We start from the raw sequence: 17525 nt of genomic DNA, 5'->3' as shown, positions 1-17525 counted from the left end.
TGGACATGCGGATCAGGCTGGACAGGGTCCAGGACCACGCGGCCCGGGAGAACGCCGCACTGCTCGCCCGCGAGGCGCTGGACGCGATGACGACGAGACAGGGGTACGGGGGAGCGATGGTCGACCGGATCGTCGCGCTGATCGGCGCGCTCGACACCCGCTTGCGGACCCGCGCCGCGCAGGAGCTGCGCCGCATCCTCCCCGGCGCCACCCGCCCCGGCGAGCCCGCCCGGGGCTCGGTGCTGCGACTGCTGACCGCCGTCGGCGCCGGCCTGCCGGGCGACCCGCTCGCGGCCGAGCGGAGCGCCGAGCTGGAGCGCTTCGGCCTGGAGCACGCGGTGGCGTACGGCAGCGGCGTGGCCGCGGCCGCCGAGGCCGAGCTGGCCGCGGGCCGCACCCTGTCCCCGCCCGTCGTGGCCCACCTGCGCCGCTGCGCCCTGGAGACCTACCACCAGCGGGAGATGACAGCCGTGGCCCGCAAGCTGACCGACCCGGTGCTGAACGTGGGGGAGCCGTGGGCCGAGCGCGCCCTGGCCCACGCCGCCGCGGCCGACGACACCGCCGCCTGGCGGGCCCTGCTCGCCCACGCGGCGACCGCCACCTCGGCGAAGCCCACCGCCGCCTGGGACACGGCCGCCCTGGCCGCCGTCGCACCGCTCGGCGCCGACGCCGTGCGGGTGGCCGTGCTCGACTGGCTGCCGCTCGCCGGCCGCCCCCGCACCTTCGCGCTGACAGCCGCCCGCCACGGACCGGACGCGAACCTGACCTTCGACGCCTTCAACGCCAACGCGCTGCGCGGGCTCACCTGGATCCTCGCCCTGCTCCCCGCCCACCCGGACTCCGCCCGGGCGCTCGGCGCGCTCGTCGAGACCTCGCTCAAGAAGGTGCCGGGCCTCGGCCCGGTCAACCCGAAGGTGGCGAACGCGGGGGTCAACGCGCTGGCGCGGACCGACGGCGCGCCCGCCCTCGCCGAGCTGGCCCGGCTGACCGCCCGCGTCACCTACAAGGCGACCCGCAAGCTCCTGGAGGCCGCCCTCGACAACCGCGCGAACGCCCTGGGCCTGTCCCGCGACGAGGTCGAGGAGCTGGCCGTCCCGGCCTACGGGCTCACCGGCGTCGGCCACGCCGAGATCCGGCTCGGCGACGCCACCGCCCACCTGACGGTGCACGGCACCAGGGCCGTCCTCGGCTGGACCGCGGCCGGCGGCCGGACGGTGAAGTCCGTGCCCGCCGCCGTCCGCCGCGACCACGCCGAGGAGCTGAAGGAGCTCAAGGCGGCCGTCAAGGACATCGACAAGATGCTCGGCGCCCAGGCCGAGCGCCTCGACCGGCAGTTCCTCGCCCGCCGCAGCTGGTCCTACCCGGCGTGGCGCGCGCGCCTCCTCGACCACCCGCTGGTCGGCACCCTCGCCCGCCGCCTGCTGTGGAGCGTCGACGGCACCGCGGTCGGCTTCGCCGCCGGCGAGCTGCGCACCCTCACCGACGACCCCGTCACCACCGGCACCGAGGTCACCCTCTGGCACCCCGTCGACCGCGACCCCGCCGAGGTCGTCGCCTGGCGGGACTGGCTGGAGCGGCACGCGGTCACCCAGCCGTTCAAGCAGGCCCACCGCGAGGTGTACCTGCTCACCGACGCCGAGCGCGCCACGGGCACGTACTCGAACCGGTTCGCCGCGCACATCGTCCGCCAGCACCAGTTCCACTCCCTCGCCGCGGTCCGCGGCTGGCGCGACCAGCTGCGGCTGTGCGTGGACGACGAGGCGCCGCCCGCCACCCGCGAGCTGCCGCGGTGGGGCCTGCGCGCCGAGTACTGGGTCGAGGGCGAGGGACAGGAGTACGGCGTCGACACCACCGAGTCCGGCAGCTATCTGCGGCTGCGCACCGACCAGGTCCGCTTCTACCCGATCGACGCCCCGCAGAACACGGCGCACTGCTACGGCGGCGGGTACCGGATGGGGACGCACGGCGGCCGCGCCCCCGTCGAACCGCTGCCGCTGAGCGCGATACCGCCGCTGGTCCTGTCCGAAGTGCTGCGCGACGTCGACCTGTTCGTCGGCGTGGCCAGCGTCGGGAACGACCCGACGTGGCAGGACGGCGGCCCCGACGGCCGGTTCCGCGCCTACTGGACCTCGTACGGCTTCGGCGAGCTGAACCAGAGCGCCGAGACCCGCCGCGCCCTCCTGGAGCGGCTGGTGCCGCGCCTGGCGATCGCCGGCCGCTGCCACCTCGAAGGGCGCTTCCTGCACGTCAAGGGCGAGCTGCACACGTACAAGATCCATCTGGGCTCGGGCAACATCCTGATGACGCCGGGCGACCAGTATCTGTGCATCGTGCCGAAGTCCGGCGGCGCCGCCGCCGACCCCGGCTACGTGCCCTTCGAGGGCGACCGGGTGCTGGCCGTCGTCCTCAGCAAGGCGCTGCTGCTGGCCGAGGACACGAAGATCACCGACCCGACGATCGTCAGCCAGATCCGCCGCTGACCCGCCCGGCCGAACGGCCGAGGGCCCCGCTCCGGGAAGGAGCGGGGCCCACGGCACGGCGGGACGGGGAAGGTCAGAAGCGACGCGTGATCAGCGCGCGCTTCACTTCCTGGATCGCCTTGGTGACCTCGATGCCACGCGGGCAGGCGTCCGTGCAGTTGAAGGTGGTGCGGCAGCGCCACACCCCGTCACGGTCGTTGAGGATCTCCAGCCGCTGCTCCCCGGCCTCGTCGCGCGAGTCGAAGATGAAGCGGTGGGCGTTCACGATGGCGGCCGGACCGAAGTACTGGCCGTCGTTCCAGAACACCGGGCAGGACGACGTGCACGCGGCGCACAGGATGCACTTGGTGGTGTCGTCGAAGCGCTCGCGGTCCTCGGCGGACTGGAGGCGCTCGCGCGTCGGCTCGTTGCCCTTGGTGACCAGGAACGGCATGACGTCGCGGTACGCCTGGAAGAACGGGTCCATGTCGACCACGAGGTCCTTCAGCACGGTGAGGCCCTTGATGGCCTCGACCGTGATCGGCTTCGCGGGGTTGATGTCCTTGATGAGCGTCTTGCAGGCAAGGCGGTTCTTGCCGTTGATGCGCATCGCGTCGGACCCGCAGATGCCGTGCGCGCAGGAGCGACGGAAGGTCAGCGACCCGTCCAGGTCCCACTTGATCTTGTGGAGGGCGTCGAGGACGCGCTCCTTGGGGTCGATGTCCAGCTGGAAATCTTCCCAGGTCGACTCGGCCGAGACCTCCGGGTTGAACCGGCGGATCCGGAAGGTGACCGTGATGAGGTGCGAGCCGTTGTCCGCCTCGAGCGCCTCGAGCTTGTCCATGGTCGGAGTAGCCATCAGTACTTACGCTCCATCGGCTGGTAGCGGGTCTGGACGACCGGCTTGTAGTCGAGACGGATCGTCTCCGTGCCGTCGTCGCCGACCTCGCGGTACGCCATGGTGTGGCGCATGAAGTTGACGTCGTCGCGGTTCGGGAAGTCCTCGCGGTAGTGACCGCCGCGGGACTCCTTGCGCGCGAGTGCGCTGGTCGCCATGACCTCGGCCAGGTCGAGCAGGTTGCCCAGCTCGATGGCCTCCAGCAGGTCGGTGTTGAACCGCCGGCCCTTGTCCTGGATCGACACGTTGCGGTAGCGCTCGCGCAGCTCGGCGATCTTCTCGACGGCCGTCTTGATCGTCTGCTCGGTGCGGAACACCATCACGTTGGCGTCCATGCACTCCTGCAACTCGTTGCGCAGGACCGCGACCCGCTCGGTGCCCGTGGAGTCGCGCAGGTGCTCGACCAGCTCCTGCACCAGCGACGCCGGGTTCTCCGGCAGCTCGACGAAGTCGGCCGTGTGGGAGTACTCGGCGGCCGCGATGCCCGCACGACGCCCGAAGACGTTGATGTCGAGCAGCGAGTTGGTGCCCAGGCGGTTGGCGCCGTGCACCGACACGCAGGCGACCTCACCGGCGGCGTACAGGCCGGGGACGACGGTGGTGTTGTCCGCCAGGACCTCACCCTCGACGTTCGTCGGGATGCCGCCCATGGCGTAGTGCGCGGTCGGCTGGATCGGGATCGGGTCCGTGTAGGGCTCGATACCGAGGTACGTGCGCGCGAACTCGGTGATGTCGGGCAGCTTGGCGTCCAGCTGCTCCGGCGGGAGGTGCGTGAGGTCGAGGTAGACGTGGTCGCCCTCAGGACCGCAGCCGCGGCCCTCACGGATCTCCGTGTAGATGGAGCGGGACACGACGTCACGGGACGCGAGGTCCTTCATGACCGGCGCGTACTTCTCCATGAAGCGCTCGCCGTCCTTGTTGCGGAGGATGCCGCCCTCACCGCGGGCGCCCTCCGTCAGGAGGATGCCCATGCGCCAGATGCCGGTCGGGTGGAACTGGAAGAACTCCATGTCCTCCAGCGGGATCCCGCGCCGGTAGCAGGCGGCCTGGCCGTCGCCGGTCAGCGTGTGCGCGTTCGACGTCACCTTGAAGAACTTGCCGGTGCCGCCGGAGGCGTAGATGACCGCCTTCGCCTGGAAGACGTGGATCTCACCGGTGGCCAGCTCGTAGGCGACGACGCCGGCGGACTTCTTGACGCCGTCGACCTCGACGATCAGCTGGTCCAGGACGTAGAACTCGTTGAAGAACTCCACGCCCTCCTTGACGCAGTTCTGGTACAGCGTCTGGAGGATCATGTGGCCGGTGCGGTCCGCGGCGTAGCAGGACCGGCGCACCGGCGCCTCGCCGTGGTTGCGGCTGTGCCCGCCGAAGCGGCGCTGGTCGATGGTGCCGTCCGGCGTGCGGTTGAACGGCAGGCCCATCTTCTCCAGGTCGAGGACCGAGTCGATGGCCTCCTTCGCCAGGATCTCGGCGGCGTCCTGGTCGACCAGGTAGTCGCCGCCCTTGATCGTGTCGAAGGTGTGCCACTCCCAGTTGTCCTCCTCCACGTTGGCCAGCGCGGCGGCCATGCCGCCCTGCGCGGCGCCCGTGTGGGAGCGGGTGGGGTACAGCTTGGTCAGCACGGCGGTGCGGCTGCGCTTCGTCGACTCGATGGCCGCACGCATGCCCGCGCCGCCGGCGCCGACGATGACGGTGTCGTACTTGTGAATCTTCACGGTTTCGCTCGCCTCGGCTTTAACGGATGTTGGGGTCGAAGGTGAAGATCACCAGCGTGCCCAGCAGGACGGTGAAGACCGTCGCGGCGTACAGCAGGCCCTTCAGCCACATGCGGGTGGTGGGGCGCTCGGCGTAGTCGTTGATGACGGTACGCAGGCCGTTGGCGCCGTGCAGCATCGCGAGCCACAGCATCAGCAGGTCCCAGCCCTGCCAGAACGGGGACGCCCAGCGGCCCGCGACGAACGCGAAGCCGATCTTGGAGACGCCGCCGTCGAGCACGAGCTGGATCAGCAGGTGGCCGAGGACCAGGACGACCAGGACGACACCCGAAAGGCGCATGAACAGCCAGGCGGCCATCTCGAAGTTGCCGCGCGTGGAGCGCGGGGTCTTCGAGGTGCGCTTGCGGGGGGCCTCGATGAACGGCGCGGGGTTGTCGACGTCGTAGCGCGAGACGCCCTCGACGGGGCCGACGCCGGCGGTGGTGTCAGTGGACATGTCTGGCCTCAGCTCCCGAAGAGTTCACGGACGGCGTGGCCGAGGACGGGGTACAGGGCCCCGACCATCAGGACGACCCAGATGCCCACGACGGTCCAGAGCATCTGCTTCTGGTAGCGCGGGCCCTTCGACCAGAAGTCGACGGCGATGACACGCAGGCCGTTGAGCGCGTGGAAGAGGATGGCGGCGACGAGGCCGTACTCCAGCAGCGCGACGATCGGCGTCTTGTAGGTGGAGACAACATCGTCGTACGCCTCGGGGGAGACGCGGACGAGAGCGGTGTCCAGGACGTGTACGAACAGGAAGAAGAAAATGAGGACACCGGTGACTCGATGAGCCACCCACGACCACATGCCTTCCCGGCCGCGGTACAGCGTTCCAGCCGGCACGGAAGAACCCTCCGGGAGCGGGGACTGAGGGCCGCGCCGGCTTCGGTGTCGGTCGGGCCCGGCCGGGTACGGTCCACCGGCCGCTCGTCATCGTATCGACGAGTTGTCGGCTCGTTCGCGCGGGGGCCCTGCGGTGTGATCAAACAGGCAATCAAACAGGCACGTACGGGCTATTGCCGACGCTTTCCCGCTCCGCCTCCGCCGGGCCCGGGCGCAGGGGCGCCGCGTGCTCCGGGCGCTCGGGGCGCTCCAGGAGGTCCGGGAAGTTGCGGACCAGCCGGCCGATGCGGCCCCGGGCGAGTCGCCGCAGCTCGTCGGCGGCCAGCACCCGCTCCTCCTCCCGGTCGTTGCCCAGGCGGGCGCGCAGGGCGCTGAGCAGGTGGTCCAGGGCCTCGTCGGGGGCGGTGTCGTCCAGGCAGACGACGAAGGCGTGCCCGAAGCGGTCCTGGTAGGCGGCGTGCGCGGCGGCCAGCGCGGTGTGCGCGGCCGAGTAGACGGCGGCGACCGGCGGCAGCGGCAGGCTCTCCCGGGACAGCGCCTCGGCGATGTCGGCCGGCCGCAGGTCGTACGACGCCTCGTCGGCCGCGGCGAGCAGCGCCTCCAGGTCCGGGTACGGGCGGTGGGCGGCGAGCCGGTGCGCCCAGGCGCGGCTGGCGCAGCAGGTGCTCAGGGCCTGTTCGGCGGCGTGCCGCGGCAGCGCGTTGAGCCGGGTGAGTCCCTCGTGCGGTGTGACCTGGGCCGGTATGGGCAGGCGGTCGGGACCGGGAGGGGGGCGGTGCGCGGACAGCGGGTGCCTCCGGCGGCTGGGATCGGCGGTGCGGGTGTGGTTTGTGGCGTAACGCTAGCGAGGGCTGATTGCGAGTGTCCGACGGATGCGCGAATTTCACCCGGACGGGGAGTTTGGCTGACGCGGGTGGACAGGTGTGGGTGGGTGTCGTTTGCGGTGTGCGCCTTTTCGCCGTAGCGATGAGGTGCGGCCGCGGGTGCGGTTTCCGCCGTGGTTGGTCGCGCAGTTCCCCGTGCCCCCTCGGGGCGCAGATCGGAGCCGGGTCGTATGGGTGTGGAGCGGAAGGTCCTCGTGGGGGCGGCCGTGGTGGTCGCCGGCGGGGTCGTCGCCGGGGCCGTGGTGCTGTGGCCGGACCACGACGGCGGTGCGGGCGGGACGGCGTCGTCGCCCCGCACCTCGGCCTCCCCCTCGCCCAGCCGGTCCTACCCAATGTCCACGCCCCCGCGCACGATCCCCGCGGTCCGGGACTTCACCCCGGCGCGCGGGCCGGGCTGGAAGCCGGACGGCGGCCGGGTCGTGGTGGGCGACGCGCGGCTGGCCGACGAGGGCCGGCTGCTCGCCCGTGAACTGGACCTGACGTACGCGGGCGAGGGGAGCGGGGCGGGCCCCGGCGACGTGGAGCTGGCGCTCGGCGGGGCGTCCGGCGCGGGCGCCGAGTCGTACCGGATGACGGTCGCGGACGGGCGGGTGCGGATCGTCGCCCCGGACGACACCGGCGTCTTCTACGGCACGCGCACCCTCAAGCAGGAGGTGCACGGCGGCGGCACCGCGCCCGAGGGGGTCGTCGCGGACGAGCCGGCCAAGCCGCAGCGCGGGTTCAGCCTCGACATCGCGCGCAAGCACTTCACGGCCGGCTGGATCGAGGACCGGATCCGCGAGCTGGGCGACCTGAAGTTCAACCAGCTCGGGCTGCACTTCTCCGACGACCAGTCCTTCAGCATCGCCTCCGACTCGCACCCCGAGATCGTCTCCGCCGAGCACCTGACCAAGGCGCAGGTGCGCAGGATCCTGGCGCTCGCCGCCGAGCGGCACGTCACGGTCGTGCCGGAGATCGACTCGCCCGGCCACCTGGGCGCCGTCATCCGGGCCCACCCCGGCCTCCAGCTGCGCGACGCGGGCGGGGTGCCGGTGCGCGGCGCCGTCGACATCTCCCAGCCGGCCGCGGCGGACCTCGTCGACGACCTCCTGAAGGAGTACGCGGGCCTGTTCAAGGGCGCCTACTGGCACCTGGGCGGCGACGAGTACCAGGCGCTGACCCGCAAGGACCCGCAGGCGTCCTTCCCGCGGCTGGCGCGCGCCGCACGGCAGAAGTACGGGGCGGACGCGCGCGTGCAGGACCTCGCCCAGGGCTGGCTGAACGACCGCGCCGCCACCCTGAAGCCCTTCGACCGCCGCCTGAAGGCGTGGAACGACGGCTTCTTCACCGGCGGGGTCGTCGAGGCCGACCCGAAGCTGGAGGTCGCCTACTGGACGGGCAAGGAGATCGGGGCGCGCGACCCCGTCTCCTTCCTCGCCGCCGGACGGAAGCTGACCAACTACAACGACGAGTACCTGTACTACGTCCTCGGTCAGCCCAACACCTTCGTCTACCCGACGGGGGAGCGGATCTACGAGAGCTGGACCCCGCTGGTGGTGCGCGGCACGCGGCCGGTCCCCGAGAAGTACGACAGCCAGATCCTCGGCGGCTCCTTCGCCGTGTGGTGCGACCTCGCCGGGGCGCAGACGCAGGAGCAGGTCGCGCGGGGGATCCGGATGCCGCTGCGGGCGACCGTGCAGAAGCTGTGGGGCGCGGGGAGGCCGGAGCTGAGCTGGACGCGGTTCAAGGAGCTGGCCGACCGGCTGGACGGCTGAGGGGCGCCCGCGCGAGTTTGCCCATCCGGTGGCGAAGTCGCGCGGCGCTGTGGTCTATTCGGCCGGAGCCGCGAGGAACGGAAGAACACGGGGACGGGGGCACGGGATGGGCTACTGGGGCTATTACGTGGTGGCCAGAAGCGCGGGGCCGCTCAGCGGGCTGGCCGCGCTGAGCGGCGTACGGGACACGCTGACGCTCCTGGAGGAGCGGGCCGGGGGCTGGCAGGTGTGGGAGTGCCCGGGCGGCGGGGCCGACGGGGAGCAGGCGCCGGACCCCGGCAGCATGAACGCGCTGGCGGCCGAGACGGACGCGCCCGCGCTGTTCGCCTACGTGATGGACAGCCGGTGCGCCGTGGTGGAGGCCGCCGCGCCGCGCAGCGGGGCCTGGACGACCTGTCTGGGCCGGGCCGCGATGGCCCGCTACATCGGCGGCGACGAGCGCGCCCTGGAGGACTACTTCCTGCCGCCCGACGACGCGGCCGAGCACGCCGTCGCCTGGGCCGCCGAGGGGGAGCGGACCGTCGAGGCCGGGCCGCTGCTCGACGTGCTGCGGGCCCGCGCCGAGCCGTCGGCGGAGGAGCTGTTCTTCCGGTTCCTGGACCGGATCGGCGTCGTCTCCCTGTGACGTCCGGCCCCGCGCACGGCCCGGACCCGGCCGCCCCCTGTGCCGGCCGGGGCCGCGCCCGTGGGAGGTAGTGAGTAACCCATCGGCCGCGCGCGGCGCAAGCGCGGGCACAATCCGGGCACGCGCCGGGGGCGCGCGCCCCGGGAACGCGGTGCCGCGCGGCGTCCGCGTTCCCGAGTGCGCGCGGTGCCGGTCACGGCGCCAGGTTGGTGCCCAGGCGGGCGCCGGCCGGGGAGCCGATCTGGGTCACGCCGTAGTACGCGGCCGTCGACAGGCCCAGGCCGCCGCTGTTGCTCGGCACGTACAGCAGCGTGCCGTTGCCCGCGTCCTCGCCCGCCACGCCGACGACCAGGTCGGCCCGGCCGTAGCCGGACAGGTCGGCGAGCGCCGCGGACGAGCCGAGGTTGTCCTTCGTCTCGGTCGAGCCGGGGACGCCGGCCTCGTCCTGCGAGACGGCGATCGCGCCGGTGCCGGTCAGCCCGGCCGAGGAGCCCTTCAGGAGCAGCGACGTGCCGGCGTCGGCCTGGTTCTTGCCGCTGCGGGTGATGTCCTCGTTCGGGGCGCCGGTGAGGACGTCCGCGTAGCCGTCGTTGTTGTAGTCGCCGACCGCGACGGAGGCGCCCATCGCGTCACCGGCCTCGGCGGCGCCGGGGACGCCGCTGGTGGACTGGTGGACGGTCCGCGCGCCGGTGGCCGTCAGGCCGGTGCCGGCGACGCCCTTGACCGCGGTGACCTGGCCGCCGGAGTGGGCGGCCGACTCGGAGGTGTACGGCTGGCCGATGACGATGTCGTCGACGCCGTCGCCGTTGAGGTCGCCGGAGGCTATGGAGCGGCCGCCCTTGACCGTGAGGGTCGCGGCCTTGCGCAGGCCGCCCGCGCCGCCCTTGTACCAGACGACCTTGCCGAGGCCCGCGCCGTCGCGGTAGTTGAGCGCGACGTCCGCGTAGCCGTCCCGGTTGAAGTCGCCGGAGGTGGCGTCCGCGTAGGTCAGGGTGTCCTCGCCGGTGGTGACCATGGAGTCGCTGTCCCAGCCGTCGCCGTAGCGGGCCGACCAGGTGCCGCCGTGGCCGGTGGAGGCGGCGAAGACGTCGGCCGTGCCGTCCGCGTTGAAGTCGCCGACCGCGACCGCCGAGCCGAACCGGGCGCCCGACAGGTCGTAGCTCGCGTCGAGGTTCACGCCGGTGCCGGTGGTGAAGCCCGGCCCGTACACGATGGTGTAGGCGCCGCGGTCCTTGTGGCCGGTGGTGTCGTCCTCGCCGGGCTGGCCGACGACGAGGTCGGTGTGGCCGTCGCCGTCGACGTCGCCGGTCGCGGTGGACGCGCCGAACTCGTCGCCGCTCTCGCCCGCGCCCGGGATGTCCCCGGTGGACTGCGAGATCAGCTTGCGGCCGGTGGTCGTCGGGCCGTTGACGGAGCCCGGGACGACGGCGACCTGGCCGCCGCTCGAACCCTTCGGGACGCCCGCGACGAGGTCGGTGGTGGCGTCCCCGGTCAGGTTCTGCGAGGGCAGCGCGTGCGAGACGCCGGGGGCGGCGGCCTGCGTGGCGACGCGGCTCAGCTTCGGGTACAGGTTCGCGCCCGGGCAGAGCGTGGCGTTGGTGTCCCGGTGGCCGAAGACGCGGGGCAGGGTGATGGTCTTGCCGAGCGCCACCTTGTTGCCGTCGGTGCCGAGGTCGCCGTTGGACGTCAGCGTCACCTTGTCGGTCGGCACGATCCCGTACTGGCCGAACTTCCAGGCGACGACCCGGGAGATCGCGTCGAGGGCGGCCTTGCTGGGCTTGGCCGACTCGAAGTTGCCGAGGTAGGAGATGCCGACGGTGTCGGTGTTGAAGCCGTAGTCGTGGGCGCCGTGCACCGGCAGGTCCATGCCGCCGCTGCGGCCCTCGAAGATCTGCCCGCAGCGGTCCACGACGAAGTTGTAGCCGATGTCGTAGTAGCCCTTGGCGATGTGCTCCTGCTGGATCTCGCGCAGCCGCTTGGCGGACTGGGCGCAGGGCACCTTGTTGTCGGAGTCGACGCCGGTGTGGTGCACGACGGCGGCCTTGATCTCCGTGTCGTACGTGGGCGTGCCGTCGTAGTTGGTGCCGGCGCCCCACTGGGCCTGCGTGAGGATGTGCGGCTTGACGACCGTCGACGGCCGCGGCGCCGGCGGCGTCTGCGGGGCGCTGGTGGTGGGCGACGCGGCGGCGGTCGCGGTGTCCGCGGCGCCCGCCGTGGCCCCGGCCGGGGAGGAGGCGGGGGCCGAGCTCTCCGGCGCGGTGGACCCGGCGGCCGTGGTGACCGCGGCGTCAGGGGTGCCGGCCGGGGCGGTCGACTCCTCGGCGTACCCGGCCGGTTCGATCCCGGTGCGGCGCTCCGCTGCGGAGCCGGTGCCCGGGTCGATCAGCTTGACGTCCATGCCCGGGGGCAGGCCGGCGGCGTCGCCGTCGGCGTCGACCACCCGGACCTCGACACCGTCCGCGTCGGACGTCGTCGGCACGGACGCGGTGCCGCCGCGCAGGGCCGCCCGCTCGCGCTCGGCGCCGTCCGCGTCGATGGTCTCCGCCGGCAGCGTCGTCCACGCGCTCCAGTCGCCCGAGCGCGCGTCGCGGGAGCGGAACTGGGCCGAGCCGTCGAGCTTGTCCCCGGGGTCCTTCCAGGTCACCGTCACCGCGCTGAACGGCTGCGTCGTCTTCTGCGGCACGACCTTGCGGTCGTCCTCGGTCCGCATGGCCACGGAGTGCACGGCCGCCGCCCTGTGCGGCGGCGCGCCGTCGGCCCCGGTCCCCGGATCGGCCATCGCGTACGTCACCACGCCGGCGCCGCCGAGGGCGACCGCGCCGACGGTGATCCAGGCCCTGCGCTTGAGACCGAGCGGCTTGTACGCGTGCGCGGCGCGCGTCTGCTGCGCCTTCCCTCGCGAATGTCGCGGGCTCACTTGCCCCACCCCTTGAAAAAGTCCACAGAAGAAGTTCCCACATGCCCCGCGCGTCCCGCGGGTGGTTGTCCCGATCAGCGAAAGACCGCTCAGCGGCGGCACGGGTTGTGCCGATGTGCCGTACGTCACGTAGGGCGTCCGGGCATAAGAGCGGTGTAGGCATATGCCTAAGGCGGGGTAAAGGTCGCCAATCAGGCAGCCAAAGAATGTGTCTAACCTCGGTTTCCCCTCCCTCGCGTGGGTGAATTCCCGCAGGTCGCAGCGGCGGTGAGCGTTCTAGGTTCGGCTCATGTCCTCCACTTCAGCGCCCGTCCCCGCTCCACTCGCCGCCCCCACCGCCACGCCGGTCGAGACCCTGTTCCCCCTGGAGGAGTCCCAGCCGCGCGCCGTCTACGACGCCATCCGCGACGAACTCCTCCTCGACGGCCGCAGCCGCCTCAACCTCGCCACCTTCGGCACCACCTGGATGGAGGACGAGGCCCGGCTGCTGATGACCGAGACGGCCGACAAGAACCTCGTCGACACCGACGAGTACCCGCAGGTCGCCGACATGGAGGCGCGCTGCGTGCGGATGCTCGCCGACCTGTGGCACGCCCCCGACGCGGCCCGCGCCACGGGCTGTTCGACCACCGGGTCCAGCGAGGCCGCCATGCTCGCCGGGCTCGCCCTCAAGCGGCGCTGGGAGCACCGCCGCCGGGAGGCGGGGCGCGACACCGAGCGGCCCAACATCGTCGCCGGGGCCAACGTCCAGGTCTGCTGGAAGAAGTTCTGCTCCTACTTCGACGTCGAGGCGCGGCTCGTCCCGCTCGCGCCCGGCCGGCTGCACCTCACCCCGGAGATGCTCGGCGAGTACTGCGACGAGCGCACCGTCGGCGTGGTCGGCATCCTCGGCTCGACCTTCGACGGGTCGTACGAGCCGATCGCCGACCTGTGCCTCGCGCTCGACGGCATCCAGGCCGCCACCGGGCACGACATCCCCGTCCACGTCGACGGCGCGTCCGGCGCCCTGGTCGCCCCCTTCCTCGACCCCGACCTGCTGTGGGACTTCCAGCTCCCGCGCGTCGCCTCCATCAACACCTCCGGCCACAAGTACGGGCAGGTCTTCCCCGGGCTCGGCTGGGCGCTGTGGCGGGACGCGGCGGCGCTGCCCGCCGAACTCGTCCACCACGTCGACTACCTGGGCGGCGAGATGAACACCTTCTCGCTCACCTTCACCCGGCCCGCCTCGCACGTCGCCGCGCAGTACTACACCTTCCACCGGTACGGGCACGCCGGGCTGCGCCGGCTGCACCTGGAGTCCCGGCGCACCGCGCGCGGCCTGGCCGCCGGGATCGCCGACCTCGACCTCTTCGAACTCCTCAGCGACGGCGACGAGTTGCCCGCCTTCGCGTTCCGCCTCACCGACCGCGCCCACGCGCTCGGGCTGCACGAGCGCGGCATCGCGCTGGCGATGCGCGCCCGCGGCTGGCAGGTCCCGGCGTACCCGCTGCCGACCGGCCTCACCGACACCTGGGTGCTGCGGGTGGTCGTGCGCACCGGGTTCACGCCCCGGCTGGCCGCGCTCTTCCTCGACGACCTGCGCAACGCCGCGCGCACGGTGATGCGGGCCACCGTGGGCGTGCCGCAGGAGCGGGGGGCGCTCGCCCTCGGCTGAGCGCCGCCCCTGCGCCGCGGGGCCGGGGCGGGGCGGGAGGGGCGCGAGCCCGGGGCACGCCCCTCCCGCCCCGCCCCCGACGGACGAGCCTCGCGGACGGTTGTACGGCACCAGCGCCCCGCGGTGTGAGAAGCGACATGCGGGCCACCCGTGACGCCCGGGGCGGTTCATCCGCTTGAGGAGTACGGAGCGAGAACCAGGGGGGCTCACCATGTCCGAGGGTTTCAAGCCGACGGCGGCCGACATGCGGCGGCACGCGACGGCGTTCGTCGCGCGCGTCGCCTCGTCCCGACTGCCGCTGGACACGTCCGTCGCCAGCCTGCGCGTCGTCGACTTCCTCATCGACGGACTGCGCAAGGGAGCCCCCGGGCGGGACCGCCCGGACGCCGTCCTGTTCGGGCTCGGCGCCTACGTGGGCGAGGTGCTCGTGCGGTGCGCCGGCGCCGTGTGGGTGGACCTGGACGCCGACCAGCGCGCCTACTTCGGGCAGCAGGTGGGCGTGCGGATGCCCGACGGCCGGGTGTGGAACCCGCTGGGCAAGGTCGTCAACCGCTACGAGGTCGGCGCCGAGGAGTCGCTGCGCACCTTCTACCTGACCCTGCCCGGCCGGGCAGGGGGCCGCGAGTGCGCCGCCCTGTGACACTTCCGCGCGGGGGGACGCTGATCAACTCGGGGAACGTGGACGGCTGAGGCGCCGCCGTCCTGAGTGACGTACGAGAAGGAAAGCGGTTGGGGCAGGGCGGGGAGCCTCGTGGGGCGCGCGCGGACGACGCGGAGCTGGGCGCCGCCGTCGCGCGGGCCCAGGAGGGCGACGAGGGCGCGTTCGCCACTGCCTACCGGCTGGTCCAGCCCGGCCTGCTCGGCTACCTGCGCGGGCTCGTCGGCGACGAGGCGGAGGACGTCGCCGCCGACGCCTGGCTGGAGATAGCCCGCGACCTCGGGCGCTTCCGCGGCGACGGTGCCGGGTTCCGCGGCTGGACCGCGACCATCGCCCGGTACCGCGCCCTGGACCTGCTGCGCCGGCAGAAGGTGCGGCCCCGCCCGGCCGGCACCGAGCTGGACGCGCTCGATCTGCCGGGCACCCACAACACCGCCGAGCAGGCCATCGAGATCCTCTCCACCGAGCGCGCCCTCGCCCTCATCGCCCGGCTGCCCCGGGACCAGGCCGAGGCGGTGCTGCTGCGCGTCGTCGTCGGCCTCGACGGGCCCGCCGCCGCGCGCGTCCTCGGCAAGCGGCCCGGCGCCGTGCGCACGGCCGCGCACCGCGGTCTGCGACGGCTCGCGCGGCAGCTCGCGACCGGGGACGGCCCGCCCGGGCAGCCGGAACCGGACACATCGAAGGACGCATCGAAGGACGCATCGAGGGACGCATCGAAGGACAAAGGGTGATGAGGTGTGACGGTCGGCGGGGTCCGCACGCTGAGTGAGTCGAGATGACTGACGAACACGCCCACCTCCTGGGTGCCGCGCTGGCCGCCGCGGTCGGACCGCCGCAGCCGTCCGAGACGGCCGGGGAACGGCGGGCGCTCGCCGCGTTCCGCGCCGCGCGCGACGCGGGCGCCCTCGCGGCTGCGCCCCGCCGCCGTGACGACTGGCGGCTCCCGTACGACGCGGATCCGGCGCGGACCGGCTGACCGGAGACCCGGCTGACCGGAGGCCCGGCAGACGGACGGCCGAGGTCGCCACCCCCCACAGGAGAGACCCCGGCCGCCGCGCGTTACGGGTCGCGAGCGGCCCGTACCCCCTTCAGCGCCGCCCGTGCGTTTTCTGTCACACCCCGCTGTGTAGGCCGTTCGTTGCACGTTGTACAAACATGGACGCGGCGGCGTTTCGGCCGTAGCGTGCTGATTCGCGCTGGGGGCGCGCACGAGACCATTGGGCAGGGACTGGGAGTGCTGGGGGACGACGCGGAGCTGACCGCCGCGGTACGTGCGGCACAGGACGGGGACGAGGCGGCGTTCCGGACCGTGTACCGCGCCGTGCATCCGAGGCTGCTCGGATACCTGCGCATGCTCGTCGGCGAGCCGGACGCCGAGGACGTCGCGTCGGAGTCGTGGCTCCAGATCGCCAGGGATCTGGAGCGGTTCGAGGGCGACGCCGACCGGTTCCGCGGCTGGGCCGCCCGGATCGCGCGCAACCGCGCCCTGGACCACATACGCATGCGGGGACGCCGGCCCGCCATAGGCGGTGACGAGACAGAACTCACCGGCAGACCCGCTTCCAGCGACACCGCCGACGAGGCGATGGAGTCCCTCGCGACCGGTGACGCCATGGCGCTGATCGCCCAACTGCCCCAGGACCAGGCCGAGGCCGTCGTGCTGCGGGTCGTCGTCGGGCTCGACGCGAAGACCGCCGCGCAGACCCTCGGCAAGCGGCCCGGAGCCGTCCGCACGGCCGCCCACCGCGGTCTGAAGCGGCTCGCGGAGCTCCTCGGCGCGGAGCCGCCGCCGGCCCCGCCGGCCCCCGGCGACCCCGGGGCCCTGGTCACACTGCCGCATCCGAGGCAACCGAGAACACGCACGGTGACGTCCGCCGGTGTGACGCAATCGCGTACGCGGACGCAGAAGGACATGTGATGGCCGACGAGCACTACAGGTGGCTGGACCGCGACGCGGCGGAGCGCGTGCTGCGCGGGGAGCCACTGGAGTCCGTCGACGACTCCGACGCCCTCCGGGCCGGACGGCTGACCGGCGCGCTGGACGCGCTGAGCGCCCTCCCGTCCGGCCCCGACGGTGAACTCCCGGGCGAGGAAGCCGCGTTGAAGGCGTTCCGGGAGGTCCGTGCCGAGTCCGCACCGGGCGCGGCCGCGGCCTCGGCGGGCGGCGCCGCGCACCCGGGCGGCAGCGCCGGACGGCAGCGCGTGGCCGTCGCCGCCCGCCCGGCACCGGCCCGCCGCTGGGGCCGCCCGGTGCGCTTCGGGCTCGCCGCGGCGGTCGCCGTCTGCATGGTCGGCGGTGTCGCCGTCGCCGCCGGGACCGGGGTGCTGCCCTCGCCGTTCGGTGACCGCGACGCACCGGTGCCCGCCTCCTCGGTCTCCGCCGCCGACTCCGGGCAGCCGCTCGCCACCGGCTCGCCGCGCGCCACGGGCGGCGGCGACGAGGCGCAGACGGGCGGCTCGTCGCGCTCCGACGACGCCACGGAACCGGACCGCACGGAGCGGGCCCCGAAGGACGGTAAGGACGGGAAGGGCGGTAAGGGCGAGAAGGACAGGGGCGAGGACAAGGGGAAGGGCACCTCGCACCCGCCCCGCCCGGGGGCGACCGGCCGCGGCAAGGGCGCCGAGACGCTGCGCCGCGAGATCGCCAAGGGGTGCGTCGAGTACCGCGGCGGGCGGCTGTCCGCCGCGGAGAAGCAGCGGTTGCGGGAGTCGGCGGAGCGGTACGGGCGGGGGCCCGCCGACATCGCCCGTCTCTGCGACCGGGTGCTCGGCGGCGCCGACCACCGCCCGGACGCCGCGGGTCACGGGGGCGGCCGGGACGGCGACGCGGACGGCGGGGCCGAGGGATCCGGCGACGGCGGCGGACCCGGGAACGGCGGCGGCAACGGATTCGGCAACAGCAACACCGCCATCGACAACGTCGGCACCATCGACAACGTCGGCAGCATCGGTAGCGTCGGCACGACGGGCGGCGGCTTCGGCTCGCTCGGCGTCAAGCCCCGGCCGAGACCCGGCCAGTCCTACAGCGCCGCCCCGCAACTCCCCGCCGCCGCACCCTCCCCGTCCGCCTCATAAG

Annotated in this window: 15 protein-coding genes; 9 read left to right on the top strand and 6 right to left on the bottom strand. The window is 73.4% G+C overall.

Annotated elements, in window-relative coordinates:
• Positions 1–5 precede the first annotated feature (5 nt).
• A complete protein-coding gene (locus ACIP5K_RS02475; RefSeq protein WP_401404164.1) occupies positions 6–2480 on the top strand; it encodes a DUF4132 domain-containing protein in 2475 nt (824 codons plus the stop codon).
• 73 nt (positions 2481–2553) lie between these two features.
• Here the strand turns inward: ACIP5K_RS02475 and ACIP5K_RS02470 are convergent, their stop codons facing one another.
• From ACIP5K_RS02470 to ACIP5K_RS02450, 5 genes are all read right to left on the bottom strand, one after another.
• Complete coding sequence (locus ACIP5K_RS02470; protein WP_401404162.1) at positions 2554–3318, bottom strand: succinate dehydrogenase iron-sulfur subunit; 765 nt, start codon at positions 3316–3318, stop codon at positions 2554–2556.
• Positions 3318–5072: a succinate dehydrogenase flavoprotein subunit gene (sdhA, locus tag ACIP5K_RS02465; protein ID WP_401404161.1), complete on the bottom strand. Its 1755-nt coding sequence runs from the start codon at positions 5070–5072 to the stop codon at positions 3318–3320. Before sdhA ends, ACIP5K_RS02470 begins: the two co-directional genes overlap by 1 nt.
• A 19-nt stretch (positions 5073–5091) precedes the next feature.
• Entirely contained in the window at positions 5092–5568 is a 477-nt protein-coding gene (locus ACIP5K_RS02460) for a succinate dehydrogenase hydrophobic membrane anchor subunit (RefSeq protein ID WP_401404159.1), read from the bottom strand.
• Positions 5569–5576: 8 nt separating this feature from the next.
• On the bottom strand, positions 5577–5957 hold the full coding sequence (gene sdhC, locus ACIP5K_RS02455; RefSeq protein WP_111663982.1) for a succinate dehydrogenase, cytochrome b556 subunit: 381 nt from the start codon (positions 5955–5957) through the stop codon (positions 5577–5579).
• A 151-nt stretch (positions 5958–6108) separates the two neighbouring features.
• Positions 6109–6627 carry a 2-oxo-4-hydroxy-4-carboxy-5-ureidoimidazoline decarboxylase gene (locus ACIP5K_RS02450; RefSeq protein WP_401405238.1) on the bottom strand — a complete coding sequence of 173 codons (519 nt, stop codon included), beginning with the start codon at positions 6625–6627 and terminating at the stop codon, positions 6109–6111.
• A gap of 384 nt (positions 6628–7011) precedes the next feature.
• On the opposite strand from ACIP5K_RS02450, the gene ACIP5K_RS02445 reads away from it, so the two are divergent.
• Both ACIP5K_RS02445 and ACIP5K_RS02440 read left to right on the top strand, forming a co-directional pair.
• Complete coding sequence (locus ACIP5K_RS02445) at positions 7012–8595, top strand: glycoside hydrolase family 20 protein (RefSeq protein WP_401404157.1); 1584 nt, start codon at positions 7012–7014, stop codon at positions 8593–8595.
• Positions 8596–8701: 106 nt separating this feature from the next.
• Complete coding sequence (locus tag ACIP5K_RS02440) at positions 8702–9220, top strand: hypothetical protein (protein ID WP_401404155.1); 519 nt, start codon at positions 8702–8704, stop codon at positions 9218–9220.
• A 193-nt stretch (positions 9221–9413) separates the two neighbouring features.
• Here ACIP5K_RS02440 and ACIP5K_RS02435 read toward each other — a convergent pair whose 3' ends face one another.
• Positions 9414–12137, bottom strand: coding sequence for an FG-GAP-like repeat-containing protein (locus tag ACIP5K_RS02435; RefSeq protein WP_401404154.1), 2724 nt, complete (start codon positions 12135–12137; stop codon positions 9414–9416).
• A gap of 289 nt (positions 12138–12426) precedes the next feature.
• On the opposite strand from ACIP5K_RS02435, the gene ACIP5K_RS02430 reads away from it, so the two are divergent.
• The 6 genes from ACIP5K_RS02430 to ACIP5K_RS02405 all read left to right on the top strand — a co-directional run bounded on the left by ACIP5K_RS02430 (position 12427) and on the right by ACIP5K_RS02405 (position 17524).
• Positions 12427–13791 carry a glutamate decarboxylase gene (locus tag ACIP5K_RS02430; RefSeq protein WP_401404152.1) on the top strand — a complete coding sequence of 455 codons (1365 nt, stop codon included), beginning with the start codon at positions 12427–12429 and terminating at the stop codon, positions 13789–13791.
• 211 nt (positions 13792–14002) lie between these two features.
• Complete coding sequence (locus tag ACIP5K_RS02425; protein WP_401404150.1) at positions 14003–14431, top strand: hypothetical protein; 429 nt, start codon at positions 14003–14005, stop codon at positions 14429–14431.
• Positions 14432–14520: 89 nt separating this feature from the next.
• The gene (locus ACIP5K_RS02420) at positions 14521–15180 is read left to right on the top strand and encodes an RNA polymerase sigma factor (RefSeq protein WP_401404148.1); all 660 of its coding nucleotides are present in this window, start codon (positions 14521–14523) and stop codon (positions 15178–15180) included.
• A 44-nt stretch (positions 15181–15224) separates the two neighbouring features.
• Positions 15225–15425 (top strand): hypothetical protein, encoded by a 201-nt coding sequence (locus tag ACIP5K_RS02415; RefSeq protein WP_401404147.1) that lies wholly within the window; start codon positions 15225–15227, stop codon positions 15423–15425.
• 258 nt (positions 15426–15683) lie between these two features.
• Entirely contained in the window at positions 15684–16367 is a 684-nt protein-coding gene (locus ACIP5K_RS02410) for an RNA polymerase sigma factor (protein WP_401404145.1), read from the top strand.
• Positions 16367–17524, top strand: coding sequence for a hypothetical protein (locus ACIP5K_RS02405; RefSeq protein ID WP_401404143.1), 1158 nt, complete (start codon positions 16367–16369; stop codon positions 17522–17524). The genes ACIP5K_RS02410 and ACIP5K_RS02405 overlap by 1 nt, the downstream gene beginning before the upstream one ends.
• Position 17525 lies beyond the last annotated feature (1 nt).

Origin of the sequence: Streptomyces sp. NPDC088785, assembly GCF_044750685.1 — a bacterium.
GTDB lineage: Bacteria > Actinomycetota > Actinomycetes > Streptomycetales > Streptomycetaceae > Streptomyces.
The sequence above is the reverse complement of the archived record's forward strand: the minus strand, read 5'-3'. Positions and strand labels throughout refer to the sequence as shown.